The sequence below is a fragment of the Paraburkholderia sp. CNPSo 3076 genome (assembly GCF_026343935.1).
In the GTDB taxonomy this organism is placed as follows: domain Bacteria; phylum Pseudomonadota; class Gammaproteobacteria; order Burkholderiales; family Burkholderiaceae; genus Paraburkholderia; species Paraburkholderia nodosa.
In genome coordinates this window covers 67,745-84,963 of the sequence record NZ_JAPMAL010000028.1, presented here as the reverse complement: position 1 = coordinate 84,963, position 17,219 = coordinate 67,745, and the positions used below count along the sequence as shown (strand labels likewise).

The 17,219-nt window shown below is 65.2% G+C and carries 14 protein-coding genes; 4 read left to right on the top strand and 10 right to left on the bottom strand.

The window, feature by feature from the left end; all coding sequences use genetic code 11:
* Positions 1-14 precede the first annotated feature (14 nt).
* The 3 genes from M3A49_RS29610 to M3A49_RS29600 form a co-directional block, all read right to left on the bottom strand.
* Positions 15-1,055: an ABC transporter permease gene (locus tag M3A49_RS29610; protein WP_028202864.1), complete on the bottom strand. Its 1,041-nt coding sequence runs from the start codon at positions 1,053-1,055 to the stop codon at positions 15-17.
* The gene (locus tag M3A49_RS29605) at positions 1,045-2,556 is read right to left on the bottom strand and encodes a sugar ABC transporter ATP-binding protein (RefSeq protein WP_266232202.1); all 1,512 of its coding nucleotides are present in this window, start codon (positions 2,554-2,556) and stop codon (positions 1,045-1,047) included. Before M3A49_RS29605 ends, M3A49_RS29610 begins: the two co-directional genes overlap by 11 nt.
* An 83-nt stretch (positions 2,557-2,639) precedes the next feature.
* A complete protein-coding gene (locus M3A49_RS29600; RefSeq protein WP_266232174.1) occupies positions 2,640-3,722 on the bottom strand; it encodes a sugar ABC transporter substrate-binding protein in 1,083 nt (360 codons plus the stop codon).
* A 232-nt stretch (positions 3,723-3,954) separates the two neighbouring features.
* Between M3A49_RS29600 and M3A49_RS29595 the strand changes: the two genes are divergently transcribed.
* Both M3A49_RS29595 and M3A49_RS29590 read left to right on the top strand, forming a co-directional pair.
* Positions 3,955-4,788, top strand: a complete 834-nt coding sequence (locus M3A49_RS29595) for an IclR family transcriptional regulator (protein ID WP_266232173.1) — start codon at positions 3,955-3,957, stop codon at positions 4,786-4,788.
* A gap of 169 nt (positions 4,789-4,957) precedes the next feature.
* Positions 4,958-5,503: a hypothetical protein gene (locus M3A49_RS29590; protein ID WP_266232172.1), complete on the top strand. Its 546-nt coding sequence runs from the start codon at positions 4,958-4,960 to the stop codon at positions 5,501-5,503.
* Positions 5,504-5,533: 30 nt separating this feature from the next.
* Here M3A49_RS29590 and M3A49_RS29585 read toward each other — a convergent pair whose 3' ends face one another.
* The 4 genes from M3A49_RS29585 to M3A49_RS29570 form a co-directional block, all read right to left on the bottom strand.
* Positions 5,534-7,897 carry a GNAT family N-acetyltransferase gene (locus tag M3A49_RS29585; RefSeq protein WP_266232171.1) on the bottom strand — a complete coding sequence of 788 codons (2,364 nt, stop codon included), beginning with the start codon at positions 7,895-7,897 and terminating at the stop codon, positions 5,534-5,536.
* A 237-nt stretch (positions 7,898-8,134) separates the two neighbouring features.
* The gene (locus tag M3A49_RS29580) at positions 8,135-9,736 is read right to left on the bottom strand and encodes a peptide chain release factor 3 (protein WP_254356416.1); all 1,602 of its coding nucleotides are present in this window, start codon (positions 9,734-9,736) and stop codon (positions 8,135-8,137) included.
* Positions 9,737-10,300: 564 nt separating this feature from the next.
* The gene (locus M3A49_RS29575; RefSeq protein ID WP_069261447.1) at positions 10,301-10,594 is read right to left on the bottom strand and encodes an H-NS family nucleoid-associated regulatory protein; all 294 of its coding nucleotides are present in this window, start codon (positions 10,592-10,594) and stop codon (positions 10,301-10,303) included.
* A 105-nt stretch (positions 10,595-10,699) separates the two neighbouring features.
* On the bottom strand, positions 10,700-10,927 hold the full coding sequence (locus tag M3A49_RS29570; protein ID WP_028202856.1) for a hypothetical protein: 228 nt from the start codon (positions 10,925-10,927) through the stop codon (positions 10,700-10,702).
* 384 nt (positions 10,928-11,311) lie between these two features.
* Between M3A49_RS29570 and M3A49_RS29565 the strand changes: the two genes are divergently transcribed.
* Positions 11,312-12,550 (top strand): helix-turn-helix domain-containing protein, encoded by a 1,239-nt coding sequence (locus M3A49_RS29565; RefSeq protein ID WP_266232169.1) that lies wholly within the window; start codon positions 11,312-11,314, stop codon positions 12,548-12,550.
* Positions 12,551-12,566: 16 nt separating this feature from the next.
* On the opposite strand, the gene M3A49_RS29560 is transcribed toward M3A49_RS29565, so the two are convergent.
* Positions 12,567-12,788, bottom strand: a complete 222-nt coding sequence (locus tag M3A49_RS29560) for a hypothetical protein (RefSeq protein ID WP_323183347.1) — start codon at positions 12,786-12,788, stop codon at positions 12,567-12,569.
* Between the two features lie 158 nt (positions 12,789-12,946).
* On the bottom strand, positions 12,947-13,567 hold the full coding sequence (locus tag M3A49_RS29555; protein ID WP_266232167.1) for a BON domain-containing protein: 621 nt from the start codon (positions 13,565-13,567) through the stop codon (positions 12,947-12,949).
* Positions 13,568-13,770: 203 nt separating this feature from the next.
* Here M3A49_RS29555 and M3A49_RS29550 point away from each other — a divergent pair, with 203 nt between their 5' ends.
* A complete protein-coding gene (locus M3A49_RS29550; RefSeq protein ID WP_028202852.1) occupies positions 13,771-15,171 on the top strand; it encodes a GntP family permease in 1,401 nt (466 codons plus the stop codon).
* A 204-nt stretch (positions 15,172-15,375) separates the two neighbouring features.
* On the opposite strand, the gene M3A49_RS29545 is transcribed toward M3A49_RS29550, so the two are convergent.
* Entirely contained in the window at positions 15,376-16,569 is a 1,194-nt protein-coding gene (locus M3A49_RS29545) for a succinylglutamate desuccinylase/aspartoacylase family protein (protein WP_266232166.1), read from the bottom strand.
* Positions 16,570-17,219: the final 650 nt, after the last annotated feature.

The following is a 17,219-nucleotide window of genomic DNA, read 5'->3' as shown; positions in this document are numbered from 1 at the left end:
GATAGTCTCCGCGTTTAGTTCTGTGCCTCGCCGCCCGCGAGCCGCGCCACCATCAGCGAGCCGAGGATGATCGCCCCGTAAATCGCCTGAATCCAGAACGACGGCACCTGGGCGAGCGTGAGCAGGTTCTGTACCACGCCGAGCAGCAGCACGCCCGAGAGCGCGCCGAGCATCGTGCCCTTGCCGCCGTCGAGCGAAATGCCGCCGATCACGGCCGCAGCGAACACCGTGAAGATCATGCCGTTGCCCTGATTCGCGTTGATCGCGCCCACGTAGCCGGTGACGATCAAGCCGCCAATCGCGGCGAGCACGCTGCCGAGCACGAACACGCCCCACGTGATCCGCTCCACACGGATGCCCGCGGCGCGCGCCGCGTCGGGATTGCCGCCGATCGCATAGAGCGCGCGGCCCACGCGGTGATAGCGCAGCATGAACGCGGCAATCGCGAACGCAGCGGCGGCAAGCCACACGGAAACCGGCAGGCCGAGCACGATGGTGGTGGCGAGCGCGAAGAACGACGAAGGCATGTCGAAGAGCGTGCCGCCTTTGGTTGCGCCCACCAGCATGCCGCGCAGCACGATCAGCATCGCGAGCGTGACGATGAAGGCGTTCAGGCGCAGCCGCACGACCAGAAAGCCGTTGATGAAGCCGATCAGCGCGCCCACCGCCACGATGGCGGCGAGTCCTGCGAAAGCGGGCCATTGCAGGCCGAAGCCCGCCGAAGCGGCCGGCATGACGAGCATCGCGCCAACGGCGGGCGCAATACCCACGGTCGATTCGAGCGAAAGATCGAACTTGCCCGTGAGCACGATGAGCGATTCGGCGAGCACCACGAGCGCGAGCGCAGCGGAAGCCCCGAGCACGCTGATGAGATTCGCGCGCGTGAGAAAGCTCGGGCTCACGAAACCGCCGATCACGAGCAGCAGCACCAGTGCGGGCAGCAGCGCGAAATCGCGCAGGCGCGCCAGCTGGATGCGCGGACGCGCACCGCGAGCGCTCGCGGCCGCATCGGCCTGCGCCGCCGCGAACGCGGGCGTCGAAACGCTATTCTTCATGGAGATCGACTCCTTCAATCGATGCGATCAGTTCGTGGTCCTGCCATCCGGCCGCCATTTCGGCGACCACCTCGCCGCGAAACATCACGAGCACGCGGTCGCAGGTGCGCAAGTCGTCGAGTTCACTCGACACCACGAGCACAGCCTTGCCTTCGTCGCGCACGCGATCGACGACCGAGAGCAGCGCTTCCTTCGACTTCACGTCCACGCCGGCCGTGGGGTCGATCAGCACGAGAACGTCAGGATTGCTTGCCAACGCGCGCGCCATCACCACCTTTTGCTGGTTACCGCCCGAAAGCCCCGACACCACATGATCCGGACCTTGCGCGACGATGCCGAGCGCCTCGATCATGCGCTTGCCAAATGCCTGCTTCTTCGCCGGCGGTGCGAAACCGAAACGCCCCAGCAAGCCCGCAATCGTCATGGAAGCGTTCTCGGCCACCGACTGCGTGAGCACGAGCCCTTCATGATGGCGGTCCTTCGGCACGCAGCCCACGCCGCTCGCCAGCGCCGCGGGCACGTCGCCGGGCGTGAGCGGCGCGCCTTTCACGCGAATCTCGCCCGCGCGCTGCGCCGCGAGTCCCGCAATCGCCTCGCCCACGCTCGTGCGGCCGCTGCTCGTCGCGCCCGTGAGGCCCACCACTTCGCCACGCTTGAGCGTGAACGACACGTCGTGATAGTCATGACCCGTAAGGCCGCGCACTTCGAGCGCGAGCGGCGCGTTGGCGGGCAGCGCCGCGCGCGCCGCCGCATCGGCGACGTTCAGGCCGCCGCGCTCGCCCGTCATGGCTTCGATGAGCCGCTCGCGCGGCAACTCGGCCACGCTCGCGCTCACGATATGCCGCGCGTCGCGCAGCACCGTGACGGCCTGGCAAATCTCGTACACCTCCTGCAAATGGTGCGAGATGAACAGGAACGTCACGCCTTCGCGCTGCAATTCGTCGATACGCCGGAAGAGGCGCTTGATTTCCTCGCCGTCGAGCTGCGCGGTCGGTTCGTCGAGGATGATGAAACGCGCGCCATACGACAGCGCCCGCGCGATCTCGACGAGCTGGCGCGCTTCGACCGTGAGGTCGCCCGCGCGGGCGTCCTCGCGCACGTCGATGCGCCAGTGGTCGAGCAGCGCACGCGCGTCGCGGCGCATGGTGGGCCAGTCGATCACCCCGCGCCGCCTGGGCTGGCGATTGATGAAGAGGTTCTCCGCGACCGTGAGATCGCGAATGATGGTCGAATGCTGATACACGCAGGCCACGCGTTCGCGCCAGGCATCGCGGTCGGCGAGCGCGGGCGCACTCTCGCCGTTAAAGCGCACGCTGCCTTCGTCGGGCTTGCGCAGGCCGGTGAGGATCGAAACGAGCGTGGACTTGCCCGCGCCGTTACGGCCCACCAGCGCGTGCGATTCGCCGGCCATCACGCGCAGGCTCACGTCGGCGAGCGCCGCGGTGGAGCCATAACGCTTCGTCACGCCGCTCGCCTCGACCACCGGCAAGCGGGCTCGCATGGCCGCCTCGCGGCTGCCCACCGATAGCGCGCCGCCCCACGGCGGCGCGCTATCTGCCACGGCCCGATCGCTGGTTCGATCGTTCATTTGACGGTGTTGCCCCACAGGTTCTTGTCGTCGACGTTTTGCTTCGTCACGAGCGGCGCCGGCAACTGGTCTTCGAGAATGCCGGACTGCAACTGGATGATGGTGCTGTCGTGATCGGTCTTGCCCGGCTTGAACGTCTTGCCCTCCAGCGCGGCCTTGATGTAGTAGAGGCCGTACTTCGCATAGAGGTCGGCGGGCTGCGATACGGTCGCATCGATCTCGCCCTTGCGGATTGCTTCGAATTCCTGCGGAATGCCGTCATTGGAGACGATCACGATGTGCTTCGGATCGCCCGCGGGAACGAGCAGCTGCTTACGGCGCAGCGTTTGCAGCGTGGGCGAGAGATACACGCCGCCCGCCTGCATGTAGATGCCCTTCACGTCCGGGTTCGCGGTGAGCAGGCTGTCCAGTGCGCTCGCCGCCACGTCGCCCTTCCAGCCAGCCGGAATTTCGAGCAGCGACAGATTCGGATAATTTTTCAGGCACGCGCGGAACGCTTCCGAACGGTCGCGACCGTTCACCGAGGCGAGGTCGCCCATGATCTGCACGACCTTGCCCGACTTCACGTGCTCGCCGATGTATTTGCAGGCCTGCTCGCCGTACGCGCGATTGTCGGCGCGCACGACCATCGCCACGTTGCCCTGGGTGGGCGCGACGTCCACGGCCACGACCTTCACGTCTTTCTGCGCGGCGTTGCCGAGCGCGCGGCTGATCGCCGCCGAATCGATCGGCCCGACCACGATGCCCTTCGCACCCAGATTGATCATGTTGTTCATGTCCGTGATCTGCTGGGCGGGATCGTTGTTCGAGTTCACGGGCGCGAGGATGTCGATGCCGTCCTGCTTCGCATACGCGCCGAGATAGTTGTTGTACGACTGCCAGAACGGCGAGGTGAGGAGCGGCAGGCCAAGGCCGACCTTGCCGAGTTCGGCCGCGTTACTTGCACCCGACGCGCCGAACGCCGCAGCACAGGCCGCGGCGACGCACAGCGTCCTGGTGGCGGCGCGGGCGAAGGCGCCGCGTGCTTGATGAATTCCGGTGGAGCGGCGGGCCTTCGAGAGCCCGGATGCGAACGCCATGTGTGTCTCCTGTCGACGCGCCTCGCGCGCCGATTCTGTCGTTGATGAATCGCATGTGTTTGCCGCGCCCACGTGGAATGCTCGAAGCGCCGGCGACCCGTTGCAACTGCCTCTTCCCTACCTGACGACGCTGGCGTTTATTCACCAGTGAACGTATTATTCATATACGCACATCAAGAGGTCAAGCGATGTGCAGTGCAGCATGGGTCCGTGATTTCCCTGGGGCGATCGAATGGAAAAAAACACGAAGAAGAGCCAGATGGACAACGTGCCCGAAGAAACCGACGAGAAAGACGACGCCGATCGCTATCGCGCGCCCGCGCTGGACAAGGGGCTCGACATCCTCGAACTGCTTGCGGAGCAGCGCGCCGGCCTCACGCGCGCCGAGATCACGAAGGCGCTGGGACGCAACGCGAGCGAGATTTACCGCATGCTCGAGCGGCTGGTGGCGCGGCAATACGTCATCCGTTCGGAAGGCGGCGACCGCTATGCGCTGAGCCTGAAACTTTTCGCGCTCGCCCACCGTCACCCGCCCATGGAGCGGCTGATCTCGGAAGCGCTGCCGCTCATGCAGCGCTTCGCCGACGAAGCCGAACAGTCCTGCCATCTCACCGTGTACGACCGCGGCAACCTGCTCGTGATCGCCCAGGTGGACGGGCCGGGCACATGGGGCATCGCGGTGCGGCTGGGTTCGCGCGTGGGTCTCGTCGATACGAGTTCGGGCCGCACGCTCCTCGCCTGGCAAACGCCGGAGCAGCGCGAGCACATGCTCGCGGAGCATACGAAGGTGAAGGGCGAAGTAACGATCGATCACGCGGCGCTGGAAGCCGCGTGCGAGCAAGTGCGCGAGGCGGGCTTCTCGCGCAAGGACAGTCAGCAGATTTTCGGCGTGACGGACGTGACGTTTCCGGTGCTCGGGCCTTCGGGCCAGGCGATCGCGGCGCTCACCTGCCCGTTCCTCAAGCGTATCGACGACTATGTCGCGCCCTCGCTCGACGAGGCAACGCAAATGCTGAGCGCGACCGTGCAGACCTTGTCGATGTTTCGCGAGGACGGCGTGGCCTGACGCCCGGTGGGGCTCAGTACGAACGTTGCTTGATGCCCCAGCGCCCTGCGTCGAACGTGACGATCCACAGATTCTCGTGGATGGAGAGCCGGCCACGCAAAACGGTTAGAATGGCGGCCCTCTCAAAAAAACCTGTGCGCCTTGTATGGCGAACGCGCATTCGAAACCCATGGCGAAACTCCTGACCGATCAAGAATTCCAGCGCTTTTCCGAGCTTCAGCAGAAACAGGCGAGCTTCACGATCACGCCCGACGAAGCCGACGAGCTGCGCGACATCGTCGCGCGCGCGCAGAAAAAGCGCGACGACCGCGCCGACGCGATGAAGACCGTCGAAACCGCCATCGCGCAATTCGAGATCGCTCCCGAGGAGCTTTTCACGGCCGAGCAGATCGCGGAAGCCGCGCGCAATTTCGGCCTGATTCCGGCCACGCGCAAGGAGCGCGTGCTGCCGCCTTCGCTCATCTTCAACGGCAAGACGCACCAGTGGACCACGCGCGCGCTGCCCGAGGACATCCGCGCGCCGCTGTTCGAGGCGTTCCAGGGCGGCCAGTCGGTCAAGGCGTTCATCGCCACGCCCAAGGACGCCGCGCGCTGCGCCGCGACCATCGCGCGGCTGGAGAAAGAAACCGGCGCGCAGTACGGCGAAGCGTGGCTCGAAGAACTCGCACTTACGCGCGGCCAGATCGACGACGCGCTCGCGAAGCTGGCCGCTTAAGCACCGTCTCGAACCAGGCCGCGTGCTCGCTCAGTCGAGCGGCATGCGAAAACCGACCACGCCCGGGTCTTCCGTGGGCGTGACGGTGAAGCCGCAGGCGCGCGCGAGGCCGATCATCGGCGCGTTCTCGCGCAGCGCCTCGCCGAGCAGCCAGTGCGTGCCCCGCGAGCGGACGTACTCGATGATGCGCGACATCAGCAAGCGGCCAAGGCCGCCGCGCTTGAGATTCGACAGAATCGCGACCGCGAACTCGGCGGTCTCGTTGTCCGGATCGGCCACGGCGCGCACCACGCCCAGCGTGCGCGGCTGGCCGTCCTCGCCCTGCACGACCGCGATGAGCGCCATCTCGCGGTCGTAATCGATTTGCGTCATGCGCGCGAGCTGCGTGTGATCGAAGCTGCGCACCGCCGAGAAGAAGCGCAGGCGCAAGTCGTCGGGCGTCATCGACGCGACGAACGCGGCGTGCATGGCCTCGTCTTCGGGACGGATCGGGCGGATCGTGAGGCGCTCGCCGCGCCAGTCGATGGTTTCTTCCAGCCGCCGCGGATACGGCATGATCGCGAAGCGGCTGCGCTTTTCCGCGAGCTGCAGGCAGGGCGCGACGACCACGACCGCCTCGGGCAGCACCCGCAGCGTCAGACGCAAGCCCACGATTTCCCGCACCTCGCACACGAACTGCGATAGCTCGGTGAGCGCGGCCAGCGTCGGCTCGGGCGCCGTGTAGCGCGCGTAGGGCGAGTGCGCGACGATGTCGCGCGAGAGCACGGGGTTCAGCGGCGGCAGGCTGTACACGCGCAGCGGCGGCGAAAAATCGTCGGGCGACGGCGCGGCGAAACGGAACACCGGGCCGAAGTTGTCGTCGTCGCGAAACTCGACCGACACGTCCACCACCGGCCTCACGCCCGGTTCGTCCTGCGCCTGCGTGACAAGGCCGAACAAGGCCAGCAGTCTGCCCGCCTCCTCCCCTTTCAGTTCCGTGCGCCCGGCCGCCAGCGCCGCGCGCGCTTCGCCCTGCGCGGCCTCGATCGCGGTGGGCCCCTGGGCGGGCATCGTCTCCGGCGTCTGCATCAATAGTTCGCGGCCCAGCCGGTAATCGACCAGACGCGCAAATGCGCGCGCCAGACGCCGCGGCGTGGTGTGCACCGGAATGCCGTGCGCGTGCAGTTCGTCGCGCGTGGTTTCGTCCACGCCGCCGAAGAAGCACGCGAGCATGCCGCGATACGCGAAACGCTGTTGCTCGATCAGCGTGCGCGCCACCGCGTCCACCGGCGCGCTGTGGGTGGGCGCATGCACGACGAACGCCGTGCCGCTCGATCGGTGCGGGGCGAGCGTTTGCAGCGCGAGACCGAAGTGCTCGGGCTTCGCGGTGTCGCCGAGCACGAGCGGATTACCGGCCTGCGCGTGCGGCAGCGCGGCCTCTATGGCCGCGAGCGCTTCGTCGTTCCAGCGTGCGAGCGTGTCGCCGGCTTTCATGAAGGCGTCGCGCGCAAGCGTAGCGACGCCTCGGTCGCTCGCGATGAGCGTGGCCGTGTCGCTCGCGGCCACGCGGCCCACGCCGAGCGTTTCGATTTCGTCGAGCAGATCGTCGAGCGTGTCAACGCGCACGAGGCCCGCGCGCCGGAACGCCGCCGTGTAGAGCGCATCGCCCTTGTCGTCGCGGCCGCTGCGCAGCGCGAGCACGGGTTTGTTGCGCGCCGCCGCGCGCGCCGCCGACATGAACTTGCGCGCCGCGCGGATCGTGTCCACTTCGAGCAGGATCGCGCGCGTGCTCGGGTCGCTCGCGAGATAGTCGAGCACGTCGCCCACGTCGACGTCGGCTTCGTCGCCGAGCGCGATCACGTGCGAAAAGCCCAGGCCGCGCGGCGCGGCCCAACGCAGCACCGCGTTAGTGAGCGCGTTGGACTGCGACACCCAGGCCACGCCGCCCTTGCGCGCAATCGACGCCGCCGCGCCCAGCTGCGCGTTGAGCGCGGGCGTGAGCGCGCCGAGACTGCCGGGGCCGACGATGCGCAGCAGATGCGGGCGCGCCGCCGCCAGTGCATGGCGCAGGTCGGCCTGATCGGCCTCGTCGCGCACCTCGCCGACGATGATCGCCGCGCGCGTGCCCATGCCGCCGAGGCGATGCACCAGCGCGGGCCACGTGGCGGGCCGCGTGCAGATGATGGCAATGCCGGGCGCCTCGGGCAGATCGCCCGCGTCGGCAAGCACGGGTCGGCCATCGAAGGCTTCGAAGTCGCCCGCATGGCGCGGATTCACGGCCCAGAGCGGGCTCGTGAAGCCGCCTTCGATCAGCCGCCGCCACACCATGCTGCCGATGCTGCCGGGGCGCTGCGATGCGCCGATCACGGCCACGGATTTCGGCTGGAACACTGCATCGAGATTGCGTACGGTCACAGGCACTCCTCGTCGGTCGGACAAGCGCTTGCCGCACAGGCGAACGCCGGTTTGTCGTCTTTTACCGTTACGAGAAGAGGATAGGGCAAGCGCGCAGGCGCTGCGCGTTTTTCGCCCGGCGCGTATGAGCGCAGATGCGGCGGTATGGCGTCGCACGCCGCCCTGGGCGTGTGACACCACGATGCACGAGAAGGAACTTCGCTGGTTTGAAAACACGGCGCGGGCGCGCCGTGCGTGTTACATCGACTTGCGGAACGGCGCGCCCGAATGCTCGCGCAGTTCGTTGAACACGATCTTCGGCCAGGCCTTTTGCGCGACCTCGATTTCGGAGACGTGCGAGGCGAGATAGGTCGGCGCGTTCGACGCGTCGTAGGCCATGCGGGCCTCGTACGAATCGGTGAAGCGGCGCAGCTCGACGGGATCGTCGCAGGTCACCCAGCGCGAGAGGCGATAGCGCGCGGGCATCAGGCGCACGGCAACCTTGTACTCGGCCGCGAGGCGGTGCGACACCACTTCGAACTGCAGCTGGCCGACCGCGCCCAGAATCGTTGCGCCGCCGTGGATCGGACGGAACACCTGGATCGCGCCCTCTTCGCCAAGCTGCTTGAGCGCTTCGCCCAGTTGCTTCGCGCGCATCGGATCGACCACTTCGATGGTCTGGAAGATTTCCGGCGCGAAAAACGGCAGACCCGTGAATTGCAGGTCTTCGCCTTCGGTGAGCGTGTCGCCGAGACTCAGCGTGCCGTGGTTAGGAATACCGATGATGTCGCCTGGGTAGGCCTCGGCCACGGTCTCACGACGCTGCGACAGGAAGCTCACCACGTTGTTCGCGCGGAAGGTCTTGTTGTTGCGCGTGACCTTCAACTGCATGCCGCGCTCGAAATGGCCCGAGCACACGCGGATGAACGCTACGCGGTCGCGGTGCGCGAGGTCCATGTTGGCCTGCACCTTGAACACGACGCCCGTGAACTTCGGCTCGTCGGGCGAGACCGCTCGCTGCACGGCCATACGCGGCGACGGCGGCGGCGCGAGATCGACCAGGGCGTCGAGAATTTCCTTCACGCCGAAGTTGTTGATCGCCGAGCCGAACAGCACCGGCGACTGTTCGCCCGCGAGGAAGGCGTCGCGATCGAAGGTGGGCGTCGCGCCCGTGATCAGCTCGACTTCTTCCTTGGTGCGCTTCCAGTGATAGCCAAAGCGCGCTTCGCCATCGGCGTCGCTGATGTTCTGCAGCGTTTCCACCGCGCCGCCCAGCGACTCCTGGCCCGCGCGGAACACGCGCACCTGGTCGCGCTGGATGTCGTACACGCCCTGGAACTCCTTGCCCATGCCGATTGGCCAGGTGAACGGCACGGCGGCCACGCCAAGGTGCTGCTCGATTTCGTCGAGCAGGTCGAGCGGCTCGCGCACTTCGCGGTCGAGCTTGTTGATGAACGTGAGAATGGGCGTCTTGCGGCTGCGGCAGACTTCGAGCAGCTTGAGCGTTTGCGCTTCCACGCCGTTCGCGCCGTCGATCACCATCACGGCCGCGTCGACTGCCGTGAGCACGCGGTAGGTGTCTTCCGAGAAGTCCTCGTGGCCCGGCGTGTCGAGCAGGTTGATGACGGCGTCGCCGTACTCGAACTGCATCACCGAGCTGGCGACCGAAATGCCGCGCTGCTTTTCGATCTCCATCCAGTCGGAGGTCGCGAAGCGGCCGCTCTTCTTGCCCTTCACGGTACCGGCGATCTGGATCGCACCCGAAAACAGCAGCAGCTTTTCGGTGAGCGTGGTCTTGCCCGCGTCCGGGTGAGAAATGACCGCGAACGTGCGGCGGCGTCTGAGTTCGGCTACTGACATGGATAGGGCGGGTATCACGGATGAATTCGGGCAACCGGGCCGCGCGGCGGGGGTTGCGGCGAGCGCGGCGGCACTTGCGGGCGCGTTTTCAGGCAACGCTTACGGCGCGTGCGGCGGCAGTGCGCGGACCGCGACGCACGGCAAATAGCACGAGCGATCGGGAATGTCCCGCGGATGCCCGCGCAAAAAAGCGAAAAGGCGCCGGGACCGAATGATACACGGCATTCGTCCCGCCGACTAAAGCTTTGATGGGGTACGAACGGGTTAGACGTGCAGGTGGGCGCCGCTTTGGCAAAGGTGAGCTTTTACAGGACCTCGATGCGAGTGCACCGTCGACAGCTTCGTGCACCCGCCGCGCTCGCGAGACGCCTCCTATTTTCGCGAAAATTTCCTTTCGCCACAGACGTCCACCCGCTGCGTGAACGTCGTGGTCATGCTCGTTGCGGCATGCTGCTGCACGCCGCGCAGGGCGTGAGGTGAGCTTTTTCGGGAGGCTTGAAGCGGTGCGGCCGTCACGTCGGGGCTGCGCGCCCCTGGTGCGACGGTCCGGCGAGAATTGCCCCGTTATTCCTTGATGAGGAATCGTTCGCGGTTCTTGCCCGCCAGCCAGCCCGGCGCGCGGCCACGGCCGCTCCAGGTCTCGCCGGTTTTCGGGTTCATGTAGCGGGCCGGCAGCGCCTTCTTGCGCGCGGGGCCTGCACGTCGGCTCGTGAAGCCCAGTTCTTCCGCGGTGATATCGTACTCCGCGATTTTTTCCTTGATCTCGGCGATCGCCTGGTCAATTTCCTTTTCACGCGCCGCAGCCACTTCCTTGTGAAGCTTCTCCAGCTGGGCGGTCAGTTGCTTGTAGCTCGGCATGAAACGTCATCTCCAGTTCGGTCAAGAGAGTGCCATTGTGACCGGTTTGGAGCCCGTGCGACGACGAAGGCGCGCTTTTTTACAACGCTGCCGCAAACGTTGGCGTTACCGTTCGCGCTGCTGCAGCGATTCGTGTGACAGACGGCTCTCGAGCGCGCGCAGCGCTTCGTTGAGCCGCTTCACGCGCTGCACCTGCGAAGGTACGAGGTTCGCGCTGGAAACCGACTCGAGCCGGCCGCGCCAATAAGAGAGCGGAATACGGTCGCGCCCCGAGAGCCGCCCGATGATATGTTCGAGATGCTCAATGTCCTTTTCGAGTTGGTGATGATTCATCGCTGCCCCCGGTAATGACAAGTTTTATCGAGCGCGCACAAATAGCGCGCACTCACTTTCGTCGCATCGCCGCTTTTCCGCACGCTGCGGATAATCGGTCAGTTTGGTAATCGCGCCGGCTGATCGTGCTAAGTGCACGCCGCAGCGGATTTATTGCTTTTGTTCGTACCGTCAGACCAGAATAAGGCCAGCGCGCCCGACTATCCGTTGGATACCGCACGGAATTTCAAAGGCCGCTCGTCCACGCTGACGGATGTATCCGCATCCATATCGGAAAGCAGATTAACGGGGGCTATTGCGTCTGTATATTCCTCAATTGTGGAACGCTATGCGGAACGCATTTTGTTGCCGACGGCCTTTCACAATACGAACAACGAGAATGGCGTGAGAACAAACGAATCACAATACGATCGCCTGCTGCACCTTATTTACGACACACTCGATAATCCTTGCGCCTGGAAGGATTTTTGCGCGCAATTGCGCGAAGCGACTGGGGTGGCGTCGATTCATCTGTATGCCTTTGACCGGCAGCGCGATCTTTTTTCCTGGAGCGACGGTTTCGCGCTCGCCGGCGCGGAACCGCTGGAGCGCATTCGGCCGCTGTACCGCGACGATGCGCGCCTTGCATGGCTGCGCGCTTACCCGCCGGGCAAGTGGCTGCATTGCGGCATCGAGCTCGACTGCGCGGACGGCGACTGCGCAGCCGGGTTCGAGCTCTGCCCGCTCGAGGAAGGCCATCGCTGCGCGGCGCTGTGCAAGCTGATCGAACAGAACGGACTCGCCGTCATGCTCGCGTGCCGCGTGGACGCCGAGGCCGGGCCGCTCCCGGGCGAGCACCGCGAACTGCTCGAGCGGCTCACGCCTCACCTCGTGCGCGCGGTGCGCCTGTACCTGCGCCGCTTCGCCTTGAACGCCGACACGCTTGCAAACCGCTCACGTCCGCCAGCCATGCTCGTGAGCGCGCTGGGCGAGGTGCTCCATAGCAACGAGGCCGCACAGCGGCTCCTGAAGGCGACCTCGCTCGTGCGGGTGCGCGGGCGGCGGATCACGCTCGCGGCGCCCCATCACGCGCGCCTGCTCGAGGACATCGCAGTGAGCGAGGCGCGCCTGCGTAACCGCATGAGCGGCGCGCGGGCGGCGGCGGCGCGCTTTCGCGCGTTGCGTATCGTAGGCGCCGCCGACGGCACGCTCGCGCCGGATGCCGCCTCAACGGACCCGCACGGCCAAACCCATAGCGGGCATGGCCGCGCACAGGCCTCGGCGAGCCAGCAGGAGGTGCTCTACGCGTTCTACAACGTGGTGACGGCCGACGACGCCTCGGCCTCCGAATTGCGCGCCTTCGCGGCGCTGACCTTCTATCACCCGCGCTCCGCGCCGCTGGTCGACGAGCGGGTGCTCGCCACGGCCTTCGATCTCTCGCCGGCCGAATGCCGTATAGCGCTCCTGCTCGCGGAAGGTCTCACGCAAAAGGAAATCGCCGCGCACGTCGGCGTGCAGCACGACACCGTGCGCAAACAATTGCAATCGATCTTTCAGAAGACGGCGACGCGCCGCCAGCCCGACCTGCTGCGCCTTTTGCTGAATCTGCCGGCGCGCGGCATGGGCGTCGCCGCCGAGGGCTGAGCGGCGCTCGACAGACTTATTGCGCCTTGCGGCAGGCAAACACGAGCGTGTAGTTGCCGTTGTCGGTCGATGTCGCGACGGTGTCGTAGCCTGCGCTGGCGCAACGGGCACGCGCCTGCTGCGCGCAGGAATCGCGATCGCCCGAGGCCGGGCATTGCACCTGGATCGTCGGTCGGCCGTCCGACAGGAACAGCGGCGGCCCGCTGCTGCACGCAGCCAGCCCTGCGATCAAGGTCAACGCGCACGCCGCGAACGGCAATCTGCGCAAACGGAACAACGACGAACCAGGACGAGTCATTTGGAGCACCCCAACGGGCTTCTAGTTTTTCGACGTTGCGATTGTGCCATGCCGCGAGCCATGTGCGATGCATCGCCGCGAGCGCTGCGTGCACGCGCTCAGGGCGGGGTCGAGAGCGTCTTGTATGGCAGCGCGCCTTGCGGGTCCGAACTCACGCGCACGAAGACCTGCTCGACGTCGGGAATCGCGGCGAGCCTGCGCTCGAGCGCCGCACTGTCGAAGCCTGGACCCGCGCAGCCTTCCGCATAGACGAAACGGCGCTGCACCGTGATCCAGATGCTCGTGCCCGCAAACAGGGCATCGCCCTGCAGTCGCTGGCGAATGGCCGCTGCTATGTCCGCATCGTAAAGATATGAGTTCGGCTTCGAGCACTTGTGCGCGAGCCAGCAGGTCGTGCCCCGCTCGACGCGATAGTGGGCGTCGTCGTCGGCTTCGGCTTTCGTCATCCGCGGGCCGAGCGGCTGCGGGCAGCCTCCGATTGCGTTCGACAGCGCGAAGAACGGGTCGTTGTACCAGTTCTTGCGCGGGACGTCCGGCGCGTTCGCAGCGTGCTCTGCGTTTGAGGCGGGCGCGGAAGCGCCGGCTTGCGATTGCGCGAGCGCTGCGCCCGCCCGAAAGCCCGCAAAAACGCCCACGCAAACAAGCGCCGCCGCTAGCCGCGCTGTCTGGATCGCCCGCGCACGCCACGCGCTTTGCCCGCCCTTATCGATTGCACCCATCGACTGTCACCTCACCGGCTCACTCCGGCCCGCTCTTCTGCGCAACGATAGGACCGCGCGGCCACGCTCGCAATAACGAGATAAATCCTTTCGTTACAATCGCTGCGACGCACCACGGCCTCGACGCAGGAAAAGACGCGTCTAAAGCCATCGCCCACGCAGCAAGCCGAATCGCGCAACACGATCGATCCGCAGGAGACTCCATGTCGTTTGTTATCGTTCTCGCCGCCCTCGCGTTCCTCATGCTTGCCGCGTACCGCGGCTACAGCGTGATTCTGTTCGCGCCCATCGCCGCGCTCGCCGCGGTCCTCCTCACCGAACCCGCCGCTGTCGCACCCGTCTTTTCGGGCATCTTCATGGAAAAGATGGTGGGCTTCGTGAAGCTCTACTTTCCCGTGTTCCTGCTCGGCGCGGTATTTGGCAAGGTGATCGAACTATCGGGATTTTCCGAAGCGATCGTGCACGCCGCCATCCGCTATATCGGCCGCTCGCGCGCCAACGCCGTGATCGTCGCCGTGTGCGCGCTGCTGACTTACGGCGGCGTTTCGCTCTTCGTGGTGGTGTTCGCCGTCTACCCGTTCGCCGCCGAACTGTATCGCCAGAGCAATATTCCCAAGCGCCTCATGCCGGGTGCCATTGCGCTCGGTGCATTTTCGTTCACGATGGATTCGCTGCCCGGCACGCCGCAAATCCAGAACATCATTCCCACCACGTTCTTCAAGACCACTGCGTGGGCCGCGCCCGCGCTTGGCGTAATCGGTTCGCTTTTCATCATCGTGGTGGGCCTCTCGTACCTCGAATGGCGCCGCCGCAGCGCGATGTCGAAAGGCGAAGGCTACGGCACCTCGCTCGTGAACGAGCCGGAACACGTGAAGACCGAACACCTGCCCAACCCGGCGCTCGCCGTCGCGCCGCTCGTGCTGGTGGGCGTGGCGAACTTCCTGCTCACGCACTGGATTCCCGTCTGGTACGGCGACACCGTGACCGTGCCGCCCGAAGTGCTGCCCGGCATTCATACGCCGGTCACGGCCACCGTCAAGCAAGTCGTGGCGATCTGGGCGGTTCAGGGTGCGCTGCTCGCGGGCATCGTGCTCGTGATCGTCACGGCGTTCGGCCGCGTGAAAGACCGCTTTGCAAACGGCACGAAGGCGGCCGTGGCCGGGGCGCTGCTGGCCTCGATGAATACCGCCTCTGAATACGGCTTCGGCGGTGTGATTGCGGCGCTGCCCGGGTTCATCGTCGTGAGCGATGCGCTCAAGAGCATTCCGAATCCGCTCGTGAACGCCGCCATTTCGGTGAGCGCGCTTGCGGGTATCACGGGGTCGGCTTCGGGCGGCATGAGCATCGCGCTCGCGGCCATGTCGGACCTCTTCATCAAGAACGCGCAGGCGGCGCATATTCCGATGGAAGTGCTGCACCGCGTGGTGGCCATGGCGAGCGGCGGCATGGACACGCTGCCGCACAATGGCGCGGTCATCACGCTGCTCGCGGTCACGGGGCTCACGCACCGCGAGTCGTATCGGGACATTTTCGCGGTGACGGTGATCAAGACGCTGGCCGTCTTCTTCGTGATCGCCGTGTACTATGCGACGGGCATTGTTTGACGTCGGGTGCTCGCAGCGGCGCCACCCTCTGCAACAAGCCTGTCAACGCACTGTCCTGGCAATCCTGGCCCGCTGCAATTCTGCGCGATCGCTAGCTGCCCTGGTCGCAGCTAGCTGGCTGCCACTGTAAGTCCTCGCTATTCGTGACTCAGTGGGGCAGACCAACTCCCAGGTTCACAAGCGCAAGCTCACAAAGGCCCGAATTCATTCGGAATAGTCCTCCGGATTCTCCCTGGCCGCACTCAGATAAAGAATCATCACGAGAGGAATTCGGGGCTCTGCCGTGGCGTCGGTTCGTCGTCCCGTCACCTCGCCCGCGACTTCGGTCGTATACTCCGCGACCACTTCGCCAAAGGTATTGCGCTGGATTGCCACTTTCTGGTCCGCCTTGACCTTCTCATTCAGCTTGACCAGCAGTTCGACGAATCCACCGTGCGTCGACATGACCGTGTGGCCGCTGTTGCCGACGAAGGTCCCGACGTCTCGCCCAGTGCGCCCCATCGGACCAGATAGGATGTTGTAGCGCTTGAGCACGTTCATCGTGCCCTCGACGAACGAGGGAATCATGTCGAAGTCGAAAACGCGCGCGGAACCGATCTCGGGCGTGATGGCGGGAATCCCCACATTGACGAATGCGTTTGCAAGCAGCGTGGGATAGGCGGGATTGTCGAAGATCTGCTTGATCGGAAAAAGCTCCGCCATGGCTCGCGGCTCCGGCAATTCCATTCTGACCAGATTAAAGGACGTCAAATCCATGCCGGTCGTGCCCGTATGAAAATCGATTGCGTAGTCGGTGTTCGGCCTCAACAGCCGGTTGAACAGCAGTCCCGCATGCCGGCTCGGCGCGCTGGCGCCATTCTCGTTGCCCGGCCATTCGCGGTTGATGTCGATGAGGCCGCTACCAAGTGCGGTATTGGGCCATCGGCGCTCCATGGCTTCGAGCGCGGGGCGCGATACGTCAAGAACCGCCAGCACGGTGCCTGACATTTGCGCGGGATCGAGCTGACTTATCACGCTGTGTATCGTGTGCACGGGGCTCATTTCGTCGCCATGCACCCCGCTGGTCAGCGCGACGCGCTTGCCCGGCTTCGCACCGTGGACCACGATCACCGACACATACCAGTTCTGCCCCGTCGGCATTTGCACGCCCTCAAAGTAGAACTTGTATGTCTTGCCGCGCTCAAGGTCGTCGACGTCGAGCGCGCTAATGACTTTCTTTCCCTGGATCACATCGCCGGTGTACACCGTCCCCTTTCGGCCACTGGTGGCCGGTGCATTCGCGGCCTGGGCATTCGCCGCCCCACTTTGCGTGGCCAATGCGGACGTCGCGCCGACCAGCGCAACCGCCTTCTTCATGAAGGCGCGACGAGCGATAACATCATCCGATTCGTTTTGCATGGTAAGAAGGTCCTGAGGTTGGGGTGGAGATCAATCAACGGCACCTCACAGGTTACCGGTTACCGGGAGAGGCATTGCTTTTCCTGTGCGCATCGAATGCGACCACGCTGGCCATTTCCCGGGATCGTTGACCACCGAGTACGATGTACGGGCTTGGAGCAGGTAAGAGGTCGGCTTTAAGATGGACGTAGCCACGGATGGTGTGATCCAGGCATCCGGAGAAGACGCGCGACGCACCGTCCAGAAAGTCTTGAATGGGGCCAATTTGAGTGGCTTGGACCGGACATTGTCGAGGGCATTCGCCGCATCAAGTCGACGACACAAAATCAACGCCGTCCGGCGTCAACCTCTGCGCTTACAAGGTCGCCGGGCCGTTGAAGATCGGGCAATCCGGCGAAGCGGCTTGAGTCATCGTTCAATCATCGAAGACAGCGCCAACACCAGGGCTTTCCAAACGTCCGCTTGTGGGTCGGCTTGTTTTAGTCGGGTATTGCGCCCTCTGGGCGGTTCGTGCCGCTGCCGCGTAAGGAGACTGTCGGCGAGTTCCGAACATTCGTTAACGTCCGCTATCGCGGTCGACACAAGTTTGCCAGTTCGCAACCTCAACGCAGATGCCTTATCGAACCCGTATCTCATTCGTTGACGACCAG